The sequence below is a fragment of the Rhodococcus sp. YH1 genome (genome assembly GCF_009939605.1).
GTDB classification, from domain to species: Bacteria; Actinomycetota; Actinomycetes; order Mycobacteriales; family Mycobacteriaceae; genus Rhodococcus; species Rhodococcus aetherivorans.
This window is the reverse complement of record NZ_WVTE01000210.1, coordinates 22,857-44,716: the sequence shown is the minus strand read 5'-3', so window position 1 is coordinate 44,716 and position 21,860 is coordinate 22,857. Positions and strand designations below refer to the sequence as shown.

Genomic DNA, 21,860 nt, shown 5'->3' with positions numbered 1-21,860 from the left:
GGCGTGGGTGCGCCGACGGTGGACGTCGGGCACGAGGAGGAACCGGTCGATGACCGCGATCGAGGTCACGGGGTTCGCGGAACGGCTCCGGCGCGAGACGGCGCAGGCGCACAGCGACACCGAGAACGCGCAGTTCGTCACCGAACTGCTGGCCGGCCGGCTCACCCGGGAGGGCTACGCGGCGCTGCTCGCCCAGTCGTGGTTCGTCTACGAGGCGCTCGAGCGGGTGGGCCGGGGCCACGCCGGCGACCCGATCGCCGGGCCCTTCCTGGACGACGCGTTGCTGCGCACCCCGGCGCTCGAGGCGGATCTGACGTTCCTGCTCGGCCCGCGGTGGCGGGAGACGATCGCGCCGCTGCCCGCGGCCGAGCGGTACGTCGCGCGGCTCGAGCGGGTGGCCGCGGCGCGGCCGGAGGTGTTCCTGGCCCACCACTACCTGCGGTATCTGGGGGACCTGTCCGGCGGCCAGATCATCCGGCGCATGCTCGAGCGGGCCTACGGGTTCGACCGGGACGGGCTGCGGTTCTACATCTTCGACGACATTCCCAAGCCCAAACCGTTCAAGGACGCCTACCGGGCGAAGCTGGACGCGGCGCCGCTCGACGAGGTGCAGCAGCGCACGGTGATCGACGAGGCCAACCTCGTGTTCGGGCTCAACGGCGACCTGTTCGCCGACCTGGCCGCCGACCTCGATCGGTACCGCACGACCCCTCCCCTGCCATGACGCGGCGCGGCCTCTTCGCGTTCCTCGCCGCGGCGCTCGCGCTCGTCGCGCTCGTCGCCGGCTGTTCGGCCGCCCCGATCGGGGGTGCCGGGACCGGGGCGCGCACCGCGGTGGTGGACGACCCGAACCCGCGGCCGATCACCGAGGCTCCCGCCCCGGCGCTGCCGGTGACGGTCCGCAGCGTCGACGGCGCCGAGGTCACCGTCACCGACGTCGCCCGCATCGTCACCGCCGACCGGTCGGGCACCCTCGCGCAGACCGTGTTCGCCCTCGGTCTCGGGGACCGGCTGGTGGGGCGGTCGACGGCGGGTTTCCCCGCCGTCGAGCAGGTGCCCAATGTCACCCCCGGTGGGCACGGGCTCTCGGCCGAGGCGATCCTGGCCCTGGCCCCGACGGTGGTGCTGACCGACACGTCGGTCGGCCCGCTGGCGGTGCAGGAGCAGCTTCGGGCCGCGGGCGTGCCGGTGGTGTTCGTCGACCCGCGCCGCACGCTGGCGACGGTCGGCGAGCAGATCCGTTTCGTGGCCCGCGCCCTCGGCGTGCCCGCGGCGGGTGAGGCCCTGGCCCAGCGCACCGACGACGAGATCGCCGCGGCCCGCGCGGCCGTGCCGGACGACGGCGACCGCCCGACCGTGGCGTTCCTGTACCTGCGCGGGTCGGCGATCAAGATGCTCGGCGGTCCCGGGTCGGGCGCCGACGCGCTCGTCGAGGCCCTCGGTGGCCGAGACGCGGGCACCGTCGCCGGCTTGACCTCCGAGTTCACCCCGATCACCAGCGAGGCGATGATCGCGTCCGCCCCCGATGTGATCTTGATCATGACCGAGAGCCTCGCCTCCGTCGGCGGACCCGCGGGGCTCGCCCAGCTGCCCGGCGTCGCGCAGACCCCCGCCGGGCGCGACGGCAACGTCGTCGACATGGCCGACTCGGTGCTGCTGAGCTTCGGCCCGGACACCGGGCGGGTGCTCGCCGCGCTCGCCGCTGCGCTCTACCCCGCCGCGCCGGCATGAGCGCCGTCGACACCGCCGCGCCCGCCCGGCTGCCCGCCGCGCACCGCGGCCGGACCGCCGCGGTGGTCGCGGGCCTGACGGTCGCGCTGCTGGTGCTGGCGGTGCTCTCGGCGTGCCTCGGGCAGGTGCCCACGTCGCCGGCCGAGGTGATCGGCAGCGTGCTGCACCGCGCCGGGCTCGACCTGGGGCCGCTGCCCGCCCACCCGGCCGGGGAGGTCACGCTGTGGGAGGTGCGGTTCCCGCGGGTGGTGCTGGCCGTCCTGGTCGGCGCGTCGCTGGGCTGCGCGGGGGCCCTGTTGCAGGGGGTGTTCGCCAACCCGCTGGCCGAGCCCGGCGTGATCGGCGTGTCCGCGGGCGCCGCCGTCGGCGCGTGCGCCGCGATCGTGCTCGGCGGCGCGTTCACCGCCGGATGGGCCCTGGCCGGCGCCGCGTTCGCCACCGGTCTGCTGACCACGAGCCTGGTGTACGTGCTCTCGCGTTCCGAGGGCCGCACCGAGGTGGTGACGGTCATCCTCACCGGCGTGGCGGTCAACGCGTTCGCCGGCGGCCTGATCGCCCTGTTCACCTTCGTCGCCACCCCCGCCGCCCGCGACCAGATCGTCTTCTGGCAGCTCGGCAGCCTGGGCGGGGCCACGTGGGACGTCGTGGCGGTGGTCGCGCCGCTGGCGCTGGGCGGGATCGCGGCGGCCGTCGTGCTCGCCCCGAAGCTGGACCTGCTCGCCCTCGGCGAGCACGTCGCGCGGCATCTCGGTGTCGACGTCGAACGGGTGCGGCAGGCCGCCATCGTGATCGTCGCCGTGCTGGTGTGCTCCGGGGTCGCGTTCACCGGCATCATCCTGTTCGTCGGCCTCGTGGTGCCGCACCTGATGCGGATCGCGCTCGGGCCCGCGCACCGCGTGCTGATCCCCGCCGCCGCGCTGTGCGGCGCGGTGGTGCTGCTGGCCGCGGACCTCGGCGCCCGCACCCTGGTGGAGAACGCGGACCTGCCGCTGGGCATGCTGACCTCGCTGGTCGGCGGCCCGGTGTTCTTCTGGATGCTGCGCCGCACCCGGGCGCGCCAGGGAGGCTGGGCGTGAGCCCGCGCCTGCCGTGGCCGGACCGGCACGTGCCGGCCCGTGCCGGCCGCGGCGCGGTGACGCTGCGCGCCGCCGGGGTGCGGGTCCGCCGCGGGGACCGCGTCGTCCTCGACGGCGTCGACCTCGAGGTGCGGGTCGGGGAGGTGCTCGCGCTCGTCGGCCCCAACGGCGCCGGCAAGTCCACCCTGCTGGCCGCGCTCGCCGGCGACCATCCCGTCGCCGCGGGCCGCGTGGCGGTCGGCGACCGCCCGCTGGAGGAGTTCTCGGCCGCCGCCCTGGCACGTCGACGGGCGGTGCTGCCGCAGCAGCACGCCGTCGGCTTCGCGTTCACCGCGCTGGAGGTGGTGCGGATGGGTCGCGCGGCGTGGGCGCGCACCGGGCGCAGCCGGGACGACGACGCCCTGGTGGCAGCCGCGCTGACCGAGGCCGACGTCACGCACCTGGCGCACCGGCCGTTCCCCGCGCTCTCCGGCGGCGAACGGGCCCGGGTGGCGCTGGCGCGGGTACTGGCCCAGGACACCGAGACGCTGCTGCTCGACGAGCCCACCGCCGCGCTCGATCTGGGCCATCAGGAGACGGTGATGCAGGTGGTGCGGGCCCGCGCCGACGCGGGCACCGCCGTCGTGGTGGTGCTGCACGACCTGGACCTGGCCGCGGCGTACGCCGACCGGATCTGCGTGCTCGAACGGGGCCGCGTCGCCGCCGACGGCCCGCCCGCGCAGGTGCTGACCGGCGAGCTGCTCACCCGCGTGTACGACTACCCGGTGCGGGTCCACGCCCATCCCGAGACCGGCGCACCGCTGGTGCTGCCGCACCGGCCGCCGCGGCACCGCGAGGCGGGTGCGGCGGGGTCAGCGGCCCGGCAGCATCCCGAGCACGCGGTCGAGCAGCGTCGGTGACCGGCACGGCCGGGCGCGCGCGACGGTGTCCCGCACCGCCGCCACCACGCTGCGTTCGTCGGCGAGGTCGATCTCCGCGACCGACGCCCGGGCCCGGGCGATCACGTCCGCCGCGGTGGGGACGGCGACACGGCCCGCGGGCCGGTACACCTCCACCCGCAGCGTCTTGCGGCGCACCCGGAACGAGAACGGCTGTCCCTCGTCGGTGCGACCGAACCCGTGCGCGTGGACGCCCGGGCTGACGTATTCGACGGCGAAGCCGTCGGCGGGCACGTCGGCCGAGCCGGTGGGCCAGGTCACATCGGTCTCCTCGCGGGGTGGAGGGCGGGAGAGGCGCCTGCGGCGGCGCCGCGGCGATCAGGAACACTGGGGGTCGGGTGCGGGGCCGGCGACGGTGCCGCCCCGGACCGACCGTGGACGAGTACGAGGAGCGAGACGATGGGCAGACCGGCAGCACGTGGCGCCGCCGCGGCGGTGGGGTTCGCGTTGGCGCTGGTCACCGGGTGTTCCTCCTCGAACAGCGGCGACAACCTGCCCACCATCGACGCGGCCACGCCGGCCGTGGCTCCGGCGCCGGCCGTCCCGCCGGCGGGAACGGTGCAGGCGCTGGGCCGTGCCGTCGACGCCCTCACCGTCGATCCTGGCACGAGTACGGTCGCCGCGCTCACCGACGACGGGTCGCGGCTACTGCTGCTCGGGGCCGCCGATCCGGCCGCGACGCCCCGCGAGGTCGCGCTGCCGGCCGCGGCGGTGACCGTGGTTCCCGGGGCCGACGGCGAGGTCCTGGCCCCCGGTCCCGGAGTCGTCGCGCGGGTGGATGTGCGGGCGGGCACCGTCGCCGAGGTGCCGGTCGACGGCGACGCCCGCGCCGCGGCCGTGCTGGCGGACGGCCGCCTCGCCGTGGGCACCGCCGACGGTGTCACCCACGTCGTCGACCCGTCTGGTGCGACGCAGACCGTCCCCGGCCTGGCCTCGGTCGACGCGCTCGCCGCGGTGGGCACGTCGCTCGCCGCCCTGGACCGTCGCCAGACCTCGCTGACCGAGGTCGACGTCGCCGAGGGTGATCTGGGGCTGGCGTTGCGCGCCGGGGAGGGCGCCACGCAGCTGACCACCGATCCGTTCGGCCGGGTGCTGGTGACCGACACCCGCGGCGGGGAACTGCATGTGTACACCCTCGACCCGCTGGTGCTGCGCCAGCGTTACCCGGTGCCGAACGCCCCGTACGGCGTCGCCTACGACACCGCGAACGATCTCGTGTGGGTCACCTCGACCGGCAGCAACGAGGTCATCGGCTACGATCTGTCGACCGGGATTCCGCAGGAGCGGGGCCGGTACGCGACGGTGCGGCAACCGAACTCGGTGGCGGTCGACGCCACCGACGCGGTCCTGGTGATCGGGTCCGCGACCGGGGACGGACTGCAGCGGATCCCGATCGGGGGTGTGTGATGGCAGGGGCACGCGAGGTGGGCGGCCGGTGGACCCGGCTGCCGGTGGGCTGGGACACCAGCAACGACGAGTACGAGTACGTGCCGCTGCGGCTGCCGCGCGACGTGTCCCGGGTCAGCGCGTCGCTGCGGCTCGCCATCCAGGCCGAGTTCCACGGCTGGGAGCTGACGCGGGTGCGGCTGTATCCCGACGGCAGCCGCCGGGTGCTGCTGCGTCGCCGCAAGACCGGCCACCACGTTCCCGAACCCACCGTTCGTTGACGCCGACCCCGGGCACCGCCCGGGCCTGCAGGGAGTGTTACGTGTATCGCTTGTTCCTTCGACTGCTGTTCCTGCTGCCGCCGGAGCGGATCCACCACATCGCGTTCACGGCGATGCGGCTCGCGACCCGGGTCCCGCCGCTGCGGGCGCTGATCGCGAAGGTCCTCGTCGTCGACGATCCGGTGCTGCGCAACACGGTGTTCGGGGTGACGTTCCCGGCCCCGCTCGGTCTTGCGGCCGGCTTCGACAAGGACGCCGCCGGGGTGAACGCCTGGGGCCCCCTCGGCTTCGGGTTCGCCGAGATCGGCACCGTCACCGCCCAGGCGCAGCCCGGCAACCCGGCGCCCCGGCTGTTCCGCCTGCCCGCGGACCGGGCGCTGATCAACCGGATGGGCTTCAACAACCACGGGGCCGGGGAGGCCGCGAACCGCCTGCGCACCCGCGTGCACACGGTCCCCATCGGCGCGAACATCGGCAAGACCAAGATCGTCGCGCCCGGGGACGCTGCCGACGACTACACCGCCAGCGCGCGGCTGCTCGGCCCGCTCGCCGACTTCCTCGTCGTCAACGTCTCCTCCCCCAACACGCCCGGGCTGCGGGACCTGCAGGCGGTCGAGTCGCTGCGGCCGCTGCTCGCGGCGGTGCTGGACACCGTGCACGTGCCGGTCCTGGTGAAGATCGCCCCCGACCTGTCCGACGCCGACATCGACGCGGTGGCCGACCTCGCCGTCGAGCTCGGGCTGGCGGGCATCGTCGCCACCAACACCACCATCCGGCGGGACGGGCTGCGCACCGACCCGGCCCGGATCGCGGAGATCGGCGCCGGCGGCCTGTCCGGTCCGCCGGTCGCGGAGCGCTCGCTCGAGGTGCTGCGCCGGCTGCACGCGCGGGTCGGTGACCGGCTGGTGCTGATTTCGGTCGGCGGCGTCGAGACCGCCGAGCAGGCGTGGGAGCGGATCCTCGCCGGCGCGTCGCTGGTGCAGGGCTACACCGGTTTCATCTACGGCGGCCCGTTCTGGGCGCGCCGCATCCACAAGGGCCTCGCCCGCAAGGTGCGGGCCGCGGGCTTCGGTTCGGTCGCCGAGGCGGTCGGCGCGGACGCCCGCGTCTGATCCGCCGAGCCCGGATCGGCGGGCGGGGACACGCCCGTCCGGACAGGCACACCCGTCCGGACGGGTGTGCCTGTCCGATTCCGGTGCGGAGGCGATCCGCGGAACGCGGTCTACTGCTCGAACGTGCCGTGCAGCGTCGCGCGCGCGATCGCGTGCGAGAACACGTTGAAGCCGAGGAACGCGGGCGTCGAGCCGGTGCCCACCCCGTCGAGCTTGTCCACGTCGAGGGCGTGCACGGCCACGATGTAGCGGTGCGGGCCGTGGCCGGCCGGCGGGGCCGCGCCGAGGAATCGGTGCAGGCCGCCGTCGTTCTTCAGGGTGACCGCGCCCTCGGGCAGGCCGGAGCCGGTGTCGTCGCCGGCGCCGGCGGGCAGCGACGTCACCGAGGCCGGGATGTTCGCCACCGCCCAGTGCCAGAACCCGGACGCGGTCGGCGCGTCGGGGTCGAACACGGTGACGACGAAGCTCTTGGTCTCGGGGGGAAAGCCCGACCACGACAGCTGCGGGGAGATGTCCTGCCCGCCGGGAACCCCGAAGATCCCGCTGGCCTGTGCCGGCTTCAGCGGCCGACCGTCGGTGATGTCCTCGCTGGTGAGCTCGAACGTGGGCAGGTCGGGCAGCGGCGCGTACGGGTCGTGGGCCATACCGGTCCTTTCTCTGGGTGCTGGTGTGCTCAGGCGTGCAGCAGGAAGTGTTCCATGACGCGGGTGCCGAAACGCAGCGCGTCGACCGGGACACGCTCGTCCACCCCGTGGAACAGCGCGGCGAAATCCAGCTCCGGGGGCAACTGCAGCGGGGCGAACCCGAAGCAGCGGATGCCGAGCTTGGCGAAGGCCTTCGCGTCGGTGCCGCCGGAGAGCATGTAGGGCACGGTCCGGCCGAGGGGATCGTGGGCCAGGATCGCCGCGTTCATCGCCTCGACGAGGTCGCCGTCGAATGTGGTCTCGTACGAGTCGAGGTCGGTGATCCACTCGCGGGTGACGTCCGGGCCGATCAGTTCGTCGACGGTGCGTTCGAACTCGGCGCGCCGGCCCGGCAGGATGCGGCAGTCGACGACGGCCTGCGCCGTCTGGGGGATGACGTTCGCCTTGTACCCGGCGTCGAGCATGGTGGGGTTGGCGGTGTCGCGCAGGGTGGCGCCGACGATGCGGGCGATGGACCCGAGTTTGGCGAGGGTGCCGTCGAGGTCGGGCGAGGCTGGATCGAAGTCGAGTCCGGTCTCCTCGGCGACGGCGGCGAGGAACTCGGCGACGGAGTCGGTCAGCACGACCGGGAAGGTGTGGGTGCCGAGCCGGGCGACGGCCCGGGCGAGGGCGGTGACGGCGTTGTCCTCGTGCAGGAACGAGCCGTGGCCGGCGCGGCCCTTGGCGGTCAGCCGCATCCAGCCGAGGCCCTTCTCGGCGGTCTCGACGAGGTAGAGGCGGCGCTCCCCGCCGTCCCGGCGCGGCACGGTCAGGGAGAATCCGCCGACCTCGCCGACGGCCTCGGTGATGCCGTCGAACAGGTCGGGGCGGTGCCGCACGAGCCAGTGGCTGCCGTAGGTGCCGCCGGCCTCCTCGTCGGCGAGGAACGCGAAGACCAGGTCGCGCGGCGGCACGATGTTCTCGGCCTTGAATCGGCGGGCGACGGCCAGCATCATCCCGACCATGTCCTTCATGTCGACCGCGCCGCGACCCCAGACGTAGCCGTTCTCGACGGCGCCGGAGAAGGGGTGCACGCTCCAGTCGGCCGGTTCGGCGGGGACCACGTCGAGGTGCCCGTGCAGCAGCAGTGCGCCCCGGGACGGGTCGGCACCCGGCAGGCGGGCGAACACGTTGCCCCGGCCGGGAGCCCCGGATTCGACGTATTCGGTGGTGTAGCCGACCTCCTCGAGCCGCGCCGCCACCCACATCGCGCAGTCCCGTTCGCCGCGGGTGGTGGCGAGGTCTCCGGTGTTGGAGGTGTCGAAGCGGATCAGCTGCGACACCAGGTCGACGACTTCGGCCTCGGCGCGGGATCCGCCGGCCGGCTGGGCGGGATTCGATGTTGTGGACACGGTCCCCTGTCTACCATCGATCTCGGCAAACACGCAGGTGGGCGGGGCGATTTGGGCGCCGCGACGCGGTGGGTTACTCTTTCACAGCGCCCGCGGAAGTGGGAGCGGAGCAGGTCCGAGTGGCGGAATGGCAGACGCGCTAGCTTGAGGTGCTAGTGTCCTATTAACGGACGTGGGGGTTCAAGTCCCCCCTCGGACACTCTGAGTTGAGACAGACGGCGAAGGCCCCGAACCGATCAGGTTCGGGGCCTTCGCCGTTGCGGCGCCGCGCGGCCGTCCGTCGGGCCCGGCGGCGCGCACCGCCGGAGCGTTCCCCACGGACGCCGGGGGCGGCCGGACGCGGGCCGCTGACCAGCGGATTGGGACCGCGCGCCCGGGTGGGTTACGCTGAAACGGCACCCGCGGGAGCGGGGAGCATCAGCATGTCCGAGTGGCGGAATGGCAGACGCGCTAGCTTGAGGTGCTAGTGTCCTATTAACGGACGTGGGGGTTCAAGTCCCCCCTCGGACACTCCGAGTCGAGACAGACGGCGAAGGCCCCGAACCGATCAGGTTCGGGGCCTTCGCCGTTGCGGCGCCGGAGCCGCTCAGCCGATCCGGCCGCGGCGGAAGTACGCGATCGGACCGATCCAGTTCACGGCGATCATCGCAGCCCACTTCGCCTTGCTGCCCGCAACCTTGTCCGCCGGGCGCCGCGCCAGATCGATCCATGCCGTCGCGGCGAGCGAGAGCTGCACGCAGGCGAGCGTGAGAACGAGCGTCTGCTGCCACGGGGACAGGTCGCGGAACTTCGGGCGGCGCCGTGCGGTCATCGTCGTCTCCTGGGGTCGGGGATCCTTCCGGCCCGAGCCTGCCAGGTTTCGGGCGCCGTGGGCAGGGCCACAGGTCCCGCGGGGTCGGCCCCGCGCGCACCGCCGGATACCATCGGCCGGTACCGCACCACACGACGAACAGGCCCATGACTTCGCACACCGACGCGTCGGGCATCGACCCGGCCGACCTCGCCACCTGCCTCCGCGTCCTGTCCCTCGTGGACGAGCTCGACGCCGACCATCCGGATTCGGTGACGGTGCAGCGCGCCGTCGGGAGCATGTTCAAAAAGCTCAAGCAGTTGCGCCGCAACGAGACCCGCCGGGCCAAGGTCGCCGCGGACCGGCAGGTGCTCGCGGCGACGGCGACCGGATCGCCCACCCGCATCGACGACGAGACGGCCGGGATCGCGCTGAGCTCGAACGCACCGGGGGCGAGCGCGGGCACCCTGATCCGGCCGCGGGGCTGCTACGTGTGCAAGGACAAGTACACCCGGGTCGATGCGTTCTACCACCAGCTGTGTCCGCGCTGCGCCGCGGAGAACCACGCGAAACGGGACGCCCGTACCGATCTGACGGGACGGCGGGCGCTGCTCACCGGCGGCCGCGCCAAGATCGGCATGTACATCGCGTTGCGGCTGCTGCGGGACGGCGCCCACCTGACGATCACGACCCGCTTCCCGAACGACGCGATCCGCCGCTTCGCCGCCATGGACGACAGCCCCGACTGGCTGCACCGGCTGCGGATCGTCGGCATCGACCTGCGCGACCCCGCCCAGGTCGTGGCGCTCGCGGACGACGTGGCCGCGCAGGGCCCGCTGGACATCCTCGTCAACAACGCCGCGCAGACCGTGCGCCGCTCCCCCGGCGCGTACTCCGCCCTCGCCGAGTCCGAGTCCGGCCCGTTGCCGGCGGGTCCGTTGCCGGAGGTGCTCACCTTCGGCAAACCCTCGGACGCCCATCCGGCCGCGCTGGCCGGGTCGCTGCCGTCCGAGCTGACCGCCGAGTCGCTCACCTCGCTCGCGCTGGTCGCCGGGTCGGCGACTCCCGCACGGATCGCCGCCGGGGTCGCGGTCGACGCCGGCGGCCTGCTGCCCGACCTGGTGCACACCAACAGCTGGGTGCAGACGGTCGGCGAGGTCGAGCCGCTCGAACTGCTCGAGGTGCAGTTGTGCAACTCCGTGGCCCCGTTCATCCTGGTCAATCGCCTGCGACCGGCCCTGGCGGCGTCCCCGGCCCGCCGCACGTACGTGGTGAACGTCTCGGCGATGGAGGGGCAGTTCGGCGGGCGCCGGTACAAGGGCGCCGGGCACCCGCACACCAACATGGCCAAGGCCGCGCTGAACATGCTCACCCGCACCAGCGCCGAGGACCTGCGCGCCGACGGGATCCTCATGACCGCCGTCGACACCGGCTGGATCACCGACGAACGGCCCCACCACACGAAGCTGCGCCTGGCCGACGAGGGCTTCCACGCCCCGCTCGACCTCGTCGACGGGGCGGCCCGCGTGTACGACCCGATCGTGCAGGGCGAGGCCGGGGTGGACCTGTACGGCTGCTTCCTCAAGGACTACCGCCCGGCCCCGTGGTGAGCGCGCCGGCACCCGGCAGCTGAGATCCATCCGACACGTCCCCGCAGGTGGAGACCAGTTCCACACCGCCGGGAGCGGCCAGGGAGACCCCGGACGGGGATACTGGAAGGCACACGTCACCGCCGCCCCCGGAGGACCCCATGCCCGTTGCCGTAGTCCACGCCGCGACCCCGGAAGGACATGCCGCGCTCACCACGGCCGCCCGCGAGGCCGCACACAGCGACGGCACGACCCTCGTGCTCGTCGCGGTCGACGACGACGGCCCGTCCGGGCAGCGGGAACTCGAGTCGGTCCGCACGGACGTCACCGCCGCCCTCGGCGCCGACGGGTGGGAGCTGCGGACGGCGGTGCACGACGGGGACCCGGTCGGCGCCCTCGTCGACCTGGTGGAGCGGTCCGGCGCGGAACGTCTCGTGGTGGGCACCCGCGACCGCAACGCGCTCGGCAAGTTCCTGCTGGAACGACGCCTGCAGCGGCTGCTGCTCGAGGTGCCGGTGCCCGTCCTCGTCGTCAAGGGCACCGACGCGGACGCAGGATAGAAGCCCGGAACTGCCGCTCCCCCGCCCGATCCGGATAGGCTGGCGGCATGGCGTACCGGCTGTTGGCCGACGTCACCGTGGTCGTGCACCTGGCCTTCCTGCTGTATGTGACGTTCGGCGGTTTCCTGGCGTGGCGGTGGCCCCGCACGCTGGTGCTGCACGTCGTGGCGGTGGTGTGGGGGTTCGCCACCGTCCTCGTCGGGTTCGACTGCCCGCTGACCGATCTGGAGAACTGGGCGCGGCGCCGCGCCGGGATCGCCGGCCTGCCGCCGAGCGGGTTCATCGACCACTACCTGACCGGGGTGATCTACCCGGAATCGGCGGTGGGGCTCGTGCGGGCCGCGGTGGCGGTGACGATCGTGGTGTCCTGGCTCGGCTGGTGGCTGCGGCGCCGTCGTGTGAGCCGCGTCGCATCCCGACTTACCCGGCAGTAGGGTGTGGCGCATGACTGCCTCCCGCGATCTCGACATCGTCGTCTACGGCGCCACCGGCTTCGTCGGCCGGCTCACCGCCGCCTACCTCGCCGAGCACGCCCCCGAAGGGGTGCGCATCGCGCTCGCCGGCCGCTCCGCCGAGCGCCTCGAACGGATCCGCACCGGGCTGGGCGCCGCCGCGGCGGCCTGGCCGGTGCTCGCGGCGGACGCCGGCGACCCGCAGTCGCTCGCCGCCCTCGCCGCCCGGACCCGCGTGGTGGTCACGACGGTCGGGCCCTACGCCAAGTACGGGCTGCCGCTGGTGCAGGCCTGTGCCGAGGCGGGCACCGACTACGTCGATCTCACCGGCGAGGTGCTGTTCCACCGCGAGAGCATCGACCGGTTCGACGACGTGGCCCGCCGCACCGGCGCCCGCATCGTCCATTCCTGCGGATTCGACTCGATCCCCTCCGACCTCGGCGTGCACGCGCTGCACCGGGCCGTACAGGCCGACGGCGCCGGCGACCTGACCGACACGACCCTGGTGGTGCGTGCGATGCGGGGCGGCGTCAGCGGCGGCACGATCGACTCGATGCGCACCCAGGTGGACGTGGTGCGCCGGGACGCCGAGGCCCGCAAGGTCGCCCTCGCCCCGTACTCGCTGTCGCCGGACCGGTCCCGCGAGCCGGACCTCGGGCAGCAGAACGACCTGGCGACCGTCGACGGGAAGTCCGTCGCCCCCGAGCTGTCCGGCCGGCTCGCACCGTTCTTCATGGGCCCCTACAACACGCGGGTGGTGCGCCGCAGCAACGCGCTCACCGGCTGGGCGTACGGGCCGCGGTTCCGCTACCGGGAGGTGATGAACGTCGGCTCGTCGCGGTTGTCGCCCCTCGTGGCGACCGGTGTCGCGGCCGGCTTCGGGGCGCTGGTGGCGGGCCTGGCGTTCCCCCCGACCCGGTTCCTGCTCGACAAGGTGCTGCCCGCGCCCGGGCAGGGCCCGTCCGAGTCGGCGCGCGAACGCGGCTTCTTCACCATCGACCTGTACACCACGACGAGCACCGGCGCCCGCTACACCGCACGCGTCGCCGCCCAGGGCGATCCCGGGTACAAGGCGACCGCGGTGATGCTCGGCGAGTCGGCGCTGTCGCTGATCCTCGGCGGCGACCGTCTCCACGCGGGCGGCGGGGTGCTCACCCCCGCGACGGCCTTCGGGGACGTGCTCACCGACCAGTTGCGCGCCGCCGGATTCGAGATCACGGCCCGGCGCCTGCCGTGACCGGCCGCGGCGGCATCCCCGGGCGCGACACGCCGCCCGAAGATGCCGCCGCCGCGCACGACGGGCTATGCTCGGACGGATCGTCGCGAGCGCGGCGAACAGCAGACCGGCGAAGGGACACGAACGTGCAGGCGACGAGCATCGCGGCGGCTCCGGCCACCCTGCTCGCCTTGATGGCGTTCTGGCCCACCCGACGGGGCGCGTGCTTCGACCAGGAGTGTTGCTGAGCGGCGTCCGCCGCCCACCCTCCCCCGGTTCGCTCCTTCGTGGTCGGAGTCTTCTGCATGTTCGCTCTCCTGGTGTTCACGCTCGTCGGTATCGGCGCACAGCTCGTCGACGGTGCCCTCGGCATGGCCTTCGGTGTCACCGCCACCACCCTCCTGATCTTCAGCGGGATCGGCCCCGCACACGCCAGCGCCGCCGTGCACCTCGCGGAGCTCGGCACCACCCTCGTCTCCGGCGCCTCGCACTGGCGGTTCCGGAACGTGGACTGGGGGGTGGTCGCGAAGCTGGGCGTGCCCGGCGCGGTCGGCGCATTCCTCGGCGCCACCGTGCTCTCCAGCCTGTCCACCGAGGCCGCGATTCCGGTGACATCGACGATCCTGCTCGCCATCGGTGTCTATGTGGCGCTGCGGTTCTCCGTCCGGCCGCCCGCCGTCGCGCACGCCCGCACCTCGCCGCACTCGGCGAGGTTCCTGTCTCCGCTGGGCCTGTTCGGCGGGTTCATCGACGCCAGCGGCGGCGGTGGATGGGGGCCGATCACCACGAGCACCCTGCTCTCCCGCGGCAAGACGGCCCCGCGGACGGTGATCGGCTCGGTCAGCGCCTCCGAGTTCCTCGTCGCGCTCGCCGCCAGCATCGGCTTCCTCGTCGGTCTCGGCCGGGAATCGCTCGGCAACCTCCTCGTCGTGGCCGGTCTCGCCCTGGGCGGCGCGATCGCCGCGCCGATCGCGGCATGGCTGGTCAGCCGGGTGCCGGCCACCCTGCTCGGCACCGCCGTCGGCGGCGTCATCGTGCTGACCAACGCGCAGAAGCTCTTCACGGCGTTCGAGATCTCCGGCACGGCCTCCACCCTGCTGTACCTGCTGATCGTGGCCGGATGGATCGCGCTGCTCACGGTCTCGTGGCGCCGCTCCCGGCTCACCCGCGCCGAATCCGCCGGTGCGCTCGAACGCCTCGAGCCGGCCCGCCCCGAACTGCGCGAGCCGGCCGCGGACCGCACGAGCTGAACCCCGCTCTAGGCTCGGCGCATGACGCGCCCCCTCGCCCTGCTCGACGACTACAGCGCCGCCCTCGCCGACGCCGGCCTCGACGTCCCGGCAGACCCGGCCACCGGCATCCGCTGCGCCCCGGCCGGGCACTTCCTCACCGCCCGGCTGCCGGTGGGCGACCTCGCCACGGGGGCCGTGGCGGCCTTCGCGTCGGCCGCCGACCGATACCGCCACACCCGCGGACTCGAACCGCAGGGGGCGCGGCTCGACCCGGAGCGCATCGCCGCCTCGTTCGCCGGGGACCGGATGCTGCGCCTGGCCGGCCGGCCCGTTCACGGGTTCGCGGCACTGTCCGGGTTCTTCGCCGCCGCCGACGGGTGGGTGCGCACCCACGCCAACTACCCGCACCACCGCGCGCGTCTGCTCCGCGCACTCGACCTGCCGGACGGTGCGGGCCGGGACGACTGCGCCGCCCGGATCCGGCAGCTGCCCGCCGCGGCGGTCGAGGACGCGGCCGCCGCGCACGACGCGATCGCGGTGCGGGTGCGCACCGAGCACGAGTGGGCCACGAGCGCGCAGGGCCGGGGCGCGGCGGCGGGCCCGCTGGTACGGATCCTCGCCCGGTCCGACAGTGCCGGCGAGACCCGGCCGGGCGGCGATCCGGCGCGGCCACTGACCGGGATCCGGGTGCTGGATCTGACCCGGGTGATCGCCGGCCCCGTCGCCGCCCGGGCGCTGGCCCTGCTGGGGGCGGACGTGCTGCGGGTGGATCCGCCCGCGCTGCCCGAGATCGCCTGGCAGCACGCCGAGAACGGGCAGGGCAAGCGCACCGCGCTGCTGGACCTGCGCACCGCCCGCGGCCGGGAGACGTGCCGCCGCCTGCTCGCCGACGCCGACGTGCTGCTCACCGGCTACCGGCCCGGGGCGCTCGACGCGCTGATCGGCGCACCCGTGCACCAGGCCCGGCCGGGCGTGGTGCACGGCCGGGTGTGCGCGTGGGGATGGTCCGGGCCGTGGGCGCCCCGTCGCGGCTTCGACTCGATCGTGCAGGCCGCCTCCGGGATCGCCGTCGTCGAGGGCCGCCCGGACGCGCCGGGAGTGCTCCCGGTGCAGGCTCTCGACCACGCGAGCGGCTACCTGCTCGCGGCCGGGGTGCTCGACGCGCTCACCGCGCGGCTCCGGGACGGGCGGGGCCGCGACGCAGCGGTCGCGCTGGCCCGCACCGGGGCGTGGCTGCTGCAGGCGCCCGGCCGCAACCCGCACCCGGCGACGCCGGCGAGCCCCGGCGCGGGCACCGTGGCCACGCACGCGGCGGTGACCGCGGCCCGGCCCGCGCTCGCCGAGTATCCGGACTATCCGTTCCCGGCCCGCGCGTGGGGCGCCGATCCGGCGGCCTGGGCCCCGGCTCCGCTGTCTAGGGTGCGGCGTCGAACGCGTCGAGGATCTGCTGGGCGGCCAGGGCTGCCGTGAGGGAGCCGTCGCGCACGGCGCGTTCGACGTCGCCGCGGAGCGCACGCACCCGCGGGTTGGTCTCGAGCCGGCGCAGCAGCTGGTCGTGCACCATGGTCCAGGTCCAGTCCACCAGCTGGCGGCGCCGGTTCTCCTCGAACAGGCCCGCCTCGGTGAGCACCCGGCGGTGTTCGAGGACGGTGTCCCAGAACGTGTCCAGGCCGGCGCCCTCCAGGCCGCTCATGGTGATCACCGGGGGTTTCCACACCGCGTCGTGCGGGTGCACGAGCCGCAGCGCGCCGGCGAGTTCCCGGGCCGCGACCCGCGCGTCGCGTTCGAACGGCCCGTCGGCCTTGTTCACCGCGACGAGGTCGGCGAGTTCGAGGACGCCCTTCTTGATGCCCTGCAGCTGGTCGCCGGTGCGGGCGAGGGTCAGGAAGGTGAAGCAGTCCACCATGTTCGCGACGGTGACCTCGGACTGCCCGACGCCGACGGTCTCGACGAGGATCACGTCGAATCCGGCGGCCTCGAGCAGCACCATCGTCTCGCGGGTGGCCTTGGCGACGCCGCCGAGGGTGCCGGCCGTGGGGGACGGCCGGATGTAGGCGTCGCGCTGCACCGACAACCGGGCCATGCGCGTCTTGTCGCCGAGGATGGAGCCGCCGGTGCGGGTCGACGACGGGTCCACCGCGAGCACCGCCACCCGGTGGCCCTTGCCGAGCAGGTACATGCCCAACGCGTCGATGAAGGTGGACTTGCCGACGCCGGGGACGCCGGTGATGCCCACGCGCATCGCTCCGCCCGCCTCCGGGAGCAGGCGCAGCAGCAGCTGTTGTGCCTGCTCCCGGTGGTCGTCCCGGGTGGATTCGACCAGGGTGATCGCCTTCGCCAGGCCGGCCCGCCGGTTGGCGAGCACGGCCTCGGCGAGGGCGTCGACGTCGACCGCGGGCCGACGGGTGGGACTGCCGACCGGGGTGCTGCCCATGCCGGGTCAGGCTCCCAGGTCGTGACCGAGCTGGTCGGCGAGCTTGTGCAGCAGGCCCACCGCGGCGTCCGCGATGACGGTGCCGGGCGGGAAGATCGCCGCGGCCCCGGCCTGGTACAGCTCGTCGAAGTCGCCGGGCGGGATGACGCCGCCGACGACGATCATGATGTCCGGGCGACCCACCTCGGCGAGGGCCTCCCGCAGCGCGGGCACCAGGGTCAGGTGTCCCGCGGCCAACGACGACACGCCGATGACGTGCACGTCGTTGTCGGCCGCCTGGTTCGCGACCTCTTCGGGGGTCTGGAACAGCGGTCCCACGTCGACGTCGAAGCCGAGGTCGGCGAAGGCGGTGGCGATCACCTTCTGCCCGCGGTCGTGACCGTCCTGCCCCATCTTCGCGACGAGGATGCGCGGCCGGCGGCCCTCCTCCTCGGCGAACTTCTCGACGAGTTCGGTTGCGGTGCTGATGTTGCCTGCCTTTCCGGCCTCGTCCCGGTAGACCCCGCTGATGGTGCGGATCTCGGCCTGGTGCCGTCCGTACACCTTCTCGAGGGCGTCGGAGATCTCGCCGACGGTGGCCTTGGCGCGGGCCGCGTCGATGGCCAGGGCCAGCAGGTTGTGGTCCGGGCCGCCGTCGGCCGAGCCGGCGGCGCGGGTCAGCGCGTCCAGCGCGACCTGCACGGCCTCGGGATCACGGTCGGCGCGCAACTGCTCGAGCTTGGCGATCTGCTCGGCCCGCACGCGGGAGTTCTCGACCTTGAGGACCTCGATCTCGTGGTCCTCGGTGACCTGATACTTGTTGACGCCGATCACCGGCTGGCGGCCGGAGTCGATCCGCGCCTGGGTGCGGGCCGCGGCCTCCTCGATGCGCAGCTTCGGGATGCCCTCGGAGATGGCCTGGGCCATGCCACCGGCCTCCTCGACCTCCGTGATGTGCTTGCGGGCGCGGTTGGCGAGCTCGTGGGTGAGCCATTCGAGGTAGTACGAGCCGCCCCACGGGTCGATCGGCCGGGTGGTGCCCGATTCCTGCTGCAGCAGCAGCTGGGTGTTGCGGGCGATGCGGGCGGAGAAGTCGGTCGGCAGTGCCAGCGCCTCGTCGAGGGCGTTGGTGTGCAGCGACTGGGTGTGGCCCTGGGTCGCGGCCATCGCCTCGATGCAGGTGCGGGCGACGTTGTTGAACACGTCCTGCGCGGTGAGCGACCAGCCGGAGGTCTGCGAGTGGGTGCGCAGCGACTTGGACTTGGCCGACTTCGGGTGGAACTTCTCGACGAGCTCGGCCCACAGCAGACGGCCGGCCCGCATCTTGGCGATCTCCATGTAGAAGTTCATCCCGATGGCCCAGAAGAAGGACAGGCGCGGGGCGAACTTGTCGATCTCCATGCCCGCGTCGAGGCCGGCGCGGAGGTACTCGACGCCGTCGGCGAGGGTGTAGGCCAGCTCGAGGTCGGCGGTCGCACCGGCCTCCTGGATGTGGTAGCCGGAGATCGAGATGGAGTTGAAGCGCGGCATGTTCGCGCTGGTGTAGGCGAAGATGTCGGAGATGATTCGCATCGACGGCTTGGGCGGATAGATGTAGGTGTTGCGGACCATGAACTCCTTCAGAATGTCGTTCTGAATGGTTCCGGCCAGCTGCTCGGGCTTGACGCCCTGCTCCTCCGCGGCGACGACGTACAGCGCCAGGATCGGCAGGACGGCGCCGTTCATGGTCATCGACACCGACACCTGCGACAGGTCGATGCCGTCGAACAGCTGCCGCATGTCGAGGATCGAGTCGATCGCGACGCCGGCCATGCCGACATCGCCCTGCACGCGGGGATGATCCGAGTCGTAGCCGCGGTGGGTGGCCAGGTCGAACGCCACCGACAGGCCCTTCTGCCCGGCCGCGAGGTTGCGCCGGTAGAAGGCGTTGGACTCGGCGGCGGTGGAGAAGCCCGCGTACTGGCGGATGGTCCACGGCTGGTTGACGTACATCGTCGGGTACGGGCCGCGCACGAACGGCTCGAGGCCCGGGTAGCTGCCCAGCGGGTAGCCCTCGGCGACGATCCGGTCGCGGTCGGCCTTGGTGTAGACGGGCTTGACGTCGATGCCCTCGGGCGTGGACCACACCACCTGATCGGTCGTGTAGTGGTTGGCGGCGGCGACCGATTCGACGAGCGCCGTGGCCTGCTCCTCGGTGGGGGCGGCGGGAGCCGGCGCCGCCGGATCCGTCAGCGGGACGTCGGCGAAGCTGCCGATCTCGTGTTCGATGCTCACTTACGCTCCCAGGGTGGTCAGCAGGTCGGTCAGCGCGGCGATCGCGTCGATCTTGGCGGTGAGGAACCCGTCCGGGCGCTCGGCGCCGGTGGTCTCGCTCACGGCCCTCTCCGGCCCGGCCAGCAGGACGGTACCGATCCCGGCGCCGCGGAGCGCGGTGACCGCGGCGGCGGCCTGTTCGCCGTAGCGTTTGTCGGTGCCGCACACGACGGCGACGGTGGCGCCCGAGTCGCGGACGGCGGCGGCGATGCTGTCGTCGTCGACGGACAGCGGGCCGGGGTTGACCGTCTCGATGCCGCCGGAGGCGAGCAGGTTCGCGGCGAACGTCGTGCGGATGTTGTGCTCGGCGATCGGGCCGAGCGGGGCGAGCAGCGCCTTGGGCCGGGTGCCGTGCGCGGCGAGATGGACGTCGGAGCGGTTGCGCAGCGCCTCGAACGCCGCGGCGTACCGGGCGACATCGGCGCCGGCGTCGGCAGTCTTCGCGGGCAGCGGGGCCTCGGCGAGGTTCGGGAACTCGTTGACGCCGGTCACCGCGGTCCGGCGGTGGGCGATGTCGGAGTCCCGGCGGGCGCGGGTGGCGGCGATGCGCTCGCCGATCAGGCCGTCGTCGAGGGCGGCGCGGTAGCCGCCGGCCGCCTCGATCTGCTGGAAGAACTCCCACGCCTTGGCCGCGATCTGCGCCGTGAGTTCCTCGACGTACCAGGACCCGGCGGCCGGATCGAGGACACGGCCGAGGTTGGATTCCTCGAGCAGCAGCAGCTGGGTGTTGCGGGCGATGCGCGCGGAGAAGGCCTCCGACACGCCGAGCGCACCGGTCGGCAGGGCGGTGTCGAACGGGAGCACGGTGACCGCGTCCGCCCCGCCGATGCCGGCGCCGAACGCGGCGAGGGTGGTGCGCAGCATGTTCACCCAGGGGTCGCGCTGGGTCATCATCGCGGCGGAGGTGACGGCGTGCTGGGGGGCGTGGCCGGCGTCGGCGGCGCCCACGACCTGCGCGATGCGGGCCCACAGCTGCCGGCCGGCGCGGAACTTGGCGATGGTCTGGAACTGGTCGTCGGTGGCGGCGAGCCGGAACTCGATCTGGCCGAGCGCACGGGCCGCGGACTGGCGGCTGCCGGTCAGCTCGCGCAGGTACTCGAGGCCGGCGGCGACGGCGGCCCCGAGTTCCTCGGCGTCGGCGGCCCCGGCGTTGTGGAACGCGGTGCCGTCGACGGTGAGGGCCCGCACGGTCTCGGCGCGGTCCGCGGCGGCGTGGGCGAGTTCGACGGCCTGGGCCACGGTGACGTCGGCCCGACCCGAGAACGCGCTGGTCAGCGGCGCGGCACCGAGGTGCAGGCGCACGGCGGCGCGATCGGCAACGTCGGTGCGCGCATCGAGCAGGGCGTAGAGCGCGGCCGCCGCGGCGGCGGTGTCGGCGCCGGCGTCGAGGGTGACCGGCGCGAGGTCGAACAGGACCTTGTCGAGCGCGGCGGGCAGGTCGCCGATCGCGATGCCGTCCGTGCCGACGCGCAGCCACAGGGCGCTGACGCCGTTCTCGAGGGCGTCGAGGATGCGCTCGTTCACGTCACCGGCAGTGTCGCCGAAGCGGGCGCTGACGAGCCAGCCGGTGTTGACGTCGCGGGTCGCGGAACCGCCGCGGACGAACGGGAAGGAGCCGGGCAACGGCGCCTCGGGACGCTCGTCGCGCACGCCGTAGAGGGGGGCGACGGCGACGTCGTCGTAGGTGGTGGTTGCGAGCAGTCGCTGCGGTTCCGGTCCGAACTCCGCGGGGTCGACGCGGCGGGACTTGGCCAGCACCCCCGCCACCGCCTCCTGCCACTGCGCATAGGCGCGCGCAGCGTCCTCGGCTTCTGAAGCTAATGACACGTGAGGGTCCTCTCGTACGCAGCGGGCGGGCTCGCCGAACACGGCCGTGGGAAACCTTAAACCGATTCCGATGTGATGCTAGCCGCATACACGCCGGCCCTATTGTGGGGATCACCACAGTTTCCCTAGCGATCGATAATGTCGTCGCCTAAGGAATCTACCGCGTGCCGAGGCAACCGCTCGTCCGGCCCCCGGCCCCGGTATCGTGACCGTTCGTGACGAGGATGCTGCGGGACCGCCGGATCCTCGGTGCCCTCGCCGTACTGGCCGCGCTCGCGGTCGTCGCGGTGCTGCTCCCCCACCCGTCCGTCGCCGAGGTGCGTGCGTGGGCCGAGTCGGCCGGGCCGCTCTTCCCGCTGCTGTTCTTCCTGATCCACGCGGTGGTGACCGTGGCCCCGTTCCCGCGGACGGTGTTCACCCTCAGCGCCGGGGTGCTGTTCGGGTCGGCCACCGGGATCGCGGTGACCGTCGCCGCCACGACCGTCAGCGCCGTGCTGGCGCTGCTGCTGGTGCGCGCGATCGGCCGCGGCGTGGTCGAGGCCCACCTGAATCATCCGACGGCGCAGGCGGTCGACGAGCGGCTGGCCCGCCGGGGCTGGCTCGCGGTGGGGTCGCTGCGGCTGATCGCGCCACTGCCGTTCGCGGTGGTCAACTACTGCTGCGGGGTCTCGTCGGTGCGGCTGGTCCCGTACACACTGGGCACGGTCGCCGGCATCCTGCCGGGCACGGTGGGCATGGTGCTGCTCGGCGACGCCCTGACGGGACGGACCGATCCCGCATTGCTGGCGGTCTCGGCGGTGTGCATCGCTCTCGGCGCGTCGGGACTGTGGCTCGAGTCGCGCCTCCCGGCGCCCGACCGGTCAAGTCTGAAACCTTGATTTTCCATATTCAAGTCTGCATCCTTGAGTC

Annotated in this window: 21 protein-coding genes and 2 tRNA genes; 16 read left to right on the top strand and 7 right to left on the bottom strand. The window is 73.6% G+C overall.

The features are described 5' to 3' along the window. Window positions 1-49: 49 nt before the first annotated feature. The 4 genes from AIIKEEIJ_RS15200 to AIIKEEIJ_RS15185 are packed head-to-tail and all read left to right on the top strand — an operon-like array spanning window position 50 to window position 3,706. Entirely contained in the window at window positions 50-724 is a 675-nt protein-coding gene (locus AIIKEEIJ_RS15200) for a biliverdin-producing heme oxygenase (protein ID WP_006939358.1), read from the top strand. Beyond that, window positions 721-1,731, top strand: a complete 1,011-nt coding sequence (locus tag AIIKEEIJ_RS15195) for an ABC transporter substrate-binding protein (protein WP_161995991.1) — start codon at window positions 721-723, stop codon at window positions 1,729-1,731. The genes AIIKEEIJ_RS15200 and AIIKEEIJ_RS15195 overlap by 4 nt, the downstream gene beginning before the upstream one ends. Then, window positions 1,728-2,807, top strand: coding sequence for a FecCD family ABC transporter permease (locus AIIKEEIJ_RS15190; protein WP_006939355.1), 1,080 nt, complete (start codon window positions 1,728-1,730; stop codon window positions 2,805-2,807). The genes AIIKEEIJ_RS15195 and AIIKEEIJ_RS15190 overlap by 4 nt, the downstream gene beginning before the upstream one ends. Then, entirely contained in the window at window positions 2,804-3,706 is a 903-nt protein-coding gene (locus AIIKEEIJ_RS15185) for a heme ABC transporter ATP-binding protein (protein WP_050035238.1), read from the top strand. The genes AIIKEEIJ_RS15190 and AIIKEEIJ_RS15185 overlap by 4 nt, the downstream gene beginning before the upstream one ends. Here AIIKEEIJ_RS15185 and AIIKEEIJ_RS15180 read toward each other — a convergent pair. Then, a complete protein-coding gene (locus AIIKEEIJ_RS15180) occupies window positions 3,659-4,006 on the bottom strand; it encodes a hypothetical protein (protein WP_050035237.1) in 348 nt (115 codons plus the stop codon). The genes AIIKEEIJ_RS15185 and AIIKEEIJ_RS15180 overlap by 48 nt on opposite strands. Window positions 4,007-4,144: 138 nt before the next feature. Here AIIKEEIJ_RS15180 and AIIKEEIJ_RS15175 point away from each other — a divergent pair, with 138 nt between their 5' ends. Genes AIIKEEIJ_RS15175 through AIIKEEIJ_RS15165 form a run of 3 tightly spaced genes read left to right on the top strand, consistent with a single transcriptional unit; the run spans window position 4,145 to window position 6,524 of the window. Further along, window positions 4,145-5,152 carry a hypothetical protein gene (locus tag AIIKEEIJ_RS15175; protein ID WP_050035236.1) on the top strand — a complete coding sequence of 336 codons (1,008 nt, stop codon included), beginning with the start codon at window positions 4,145-4,147 and terminating at the stop codon, window positions 5,150-5,152. Further along, complete coding sequence (locus tag AIIKEEIJ_RS15170) at window positions 5,152-5,412, top strand: DUF5703 family protein (protein WP_006939347.1); 261 nt, start codon at window positions 5,152-5,154, stop codon at window positions 5,410-5,412. The genes AIIKEEIJ_RS15175 and AIIKEEIJ_RS15170 overlap by 1 nt, the downstream gene beginning before the upstream one ends. Window positions 5,413-5,453: 41 nt before the next feature. Next, entirely contained in the window at window positions 5,454-6,524 is a 1,071-nt protein-coding gene (locus AIIKEEIJ_RS15165; RefSeq protein ID WP_161995990.1) for a quinone-dependent dihydroorotate dehydrogenase, read from the top strand. A gap of 110 nt (window positions 6,525-6,634) precedes the next feature. Here the strand turns inward: AIIKEEIJ_RS15165 and AIIKEEIJ_RS15160 are convergent, their stop codons facing one another. Both AIIKEEIJ_RS15160 and AIIKEEIJ_RS15155 read right to left on the bottom strand, forming a co-directional pair. Continuing rightward, on the bottom strand, window positions 6,635-7,168 hold the full coding sequence (locus AIIKEEIJ_RS15160) for a YbhB/YbcL family Raf kinase inhibitor-like protein (protein WP_006939343.1): 534 nt from the start codon (window positions 7,166-7,168) through the stop codon (window positions 6,635-6,637). Window positions 7,169-7,197: 29 nt separating this feature from the next. Next, window positions 7,198-8,559, bottom strand: coding sequence for a M20/M25/M40 family metallo-hydrolase (locus AIIKEEIJ_RS15155; protein ID WP_161995989.1), 1,362 nt, complete (start codon window positions 8,557-8,559; stop codon window positions 7,198-7,200). Between the two features lie 113 nt (window positions 8,560-8,672). Here AIIKEEIJ_RS15155 and AIIKEEIJ_RS15150 point away from each other — a divergent pair. Together AIIKEEIJ_RS15150 and AIIKEEIJ_RS15145 are read left to right on the top strand one after the other, a co-directional pair. Continuing rightward, a tRNA-Leu gene (locus tag AIIKEEIJ_RS15150) sits at window positions 8,673-8,758 on the top strand. 225 nt (window positions 8,759-8,983) lie between these two features. Then, window positions 8,984-9,069 (top strand) — tRNA-Leu (locus AIIKEEIJ_RS15145). A gap of 76 nt (window positions 9,070-9,145) precedes the next feature. Here the strand turns inward: AIIKEEIJ_RS15145 and AIIKEEIJ_RS15140 are convergent. Then, window positions 9,146-9,370, bottom strand: a complete 225-nt coding sequence (locus AIIKEEIJ_RS15140; protein WP_006939339.1) for a PLDc N-terminal domain-containing protein — start codon at window positions 9,368-9,370, stop codon at window positions 9,146-9,148. 146 nt (window positions 9,371-9,516) lie between these two features. On the opposite strand from AIIKEEIJ_RS15140, the gene AIIKEEIJ_RS15135 reads away from it, so the two are divergent. From AIIKEEIJ_RS15135 to AIIKEEIJ_RS15110, 6 genes are all read left to right on the top strand, one after another. Further along, on the top strand, window positions 9,517-10,959 hold the full coding sequence (locus AIIKEEIJ_RS15135; protein WP_006939337.1) for an SDR family oxidoreductase: 1,443 nt from the start codon (window positions 9,517-9,519) through the stop codon (window positions 10,957-10,959). Window positions 10,960-11,099: 140 nt separating this feature from the next. Then, window positions 11,100-11,498: a universal stress protein gene (locus AIIKEEIJ_RS15130; protein WP_006939335.1), complete on the top strand. Its 399-nt coding sequence runs from the start codon at window positions 11,100-11,102 to the stop codon at window positions 11,496-11,498. Window positions 11,499-11,545: 47 nt separating this feature from the next. Continuing rightward, window positions 11,546-11,932 (top strand): DUF2784 domain-containing protein, encoded by a 387-nt coding sequence (locus tag AIIKEEIJ_RS15125; protein WP_006939334.1) that lies wholly within the window; start codon window positions 11,546-11,548, stop codon window positions 11,930-11,932. Between the two features lie 10 nt (window positions 11,933-11,942). Continuing rightward, entirely contained in the window at window positions 11,943-13,187 is a 1,245-nt protein-coding gene (locus tag AIIKEEIJ_RS15120; RefSeq protein WP_161995988.1) for a saccharopine dehydrogenase NADP-binding domain-containing protein, read from the top strand. Between the two features lie 284 nt (window positions 13,188-13,471). Then, complete coding sequence (locus AIIKEEIJ_RS15115) at window positions 13,472-14,416, top strand: TSUP family transporter (RefSeq protein WP_161995987.1); 945 nt, start codon at window positions 13,472-13,474, stop codon at window positions 14,414-14,416. Window positions 14,417-14,437: 21 nt separating this feature from the next. Further along, complete coding sequence (locus AIIKEEIJ_RS15110) at window positions 14,438-15,868, top strand: CoA transferase (RefSeq protein ID WP_161995986.1); 1,431 nt, start codon at window positions 14,438-14,440, stop codon at window positions 15,866-15,868. Here AIIKEEIJ_RS15110 and meaB read toward each other — a convergent pair. Genes meaB through mutA form a run of 3 tightly spaced genes read right to left on the bottom strand, consistent with a single transcriptional unit; the run spans window position 15,813 to window position 20,951 of the window. After that, complete coding sequence (gene meaB, locus AIIKEEIJ_RS15105) at window positions 15,813-16,832, bottom strand: methylmalonyl Co-A mutase-associated GTPase MeaB (protein WP_006939329.1); 1,020 nt, start codon at window positions 16,830-16,832, stop codon at window positions 15,813-15,815. The two genes, AIIKEEIJ_RS15110 and meaB, sit on opposite strands and share 56 nt — an antisense overlap. Before the next feature lie 6 nt (window positions 16,833-16,838). Beyond that, window positions 16,839-19,085 (bottom strand): methylmalonyl-CoA mutase, encoded by a 2,247-nt coding sequence (gene scpA, locus AIIKEEIJ_RS15100; RefSeq protein WP_161995985.1) that lies wholly within the window; start codon window positions 19,083-19,085, stop codon window positions 16,839-16,841. Next, on the bottom strand, window positions 19,086-20,951 hold the full coding sequence (mutA, locus tag AIIKEEIJ_RS15095) for a methylmalonyl-CoA mutase small subunit (protein WP_161995984.1): 1,866 nt from the start codon (window positions 20,949-20,951) through the stop codon (window positions 19,086-19,088). Between the two features lie 215 nt (window positions 20,952-21,166). On the opposite strand from mutA, the gene AIIKEEIJ_RS15090 reads away from it, so the two are divergent. Further along, a complete protein-coding gene (locus AIIKEEIJ_RS15090; RefSeq protein ID WP_161995983.1) occupies window positions 21,167-21,829 on the top strand; it encodes a VTT domain-containing protein in 663 nt (220 codons plus the stop codon). The last annotated feature ends 31 nt before the right edge of the window (window positions 21,830-21,860 follow it).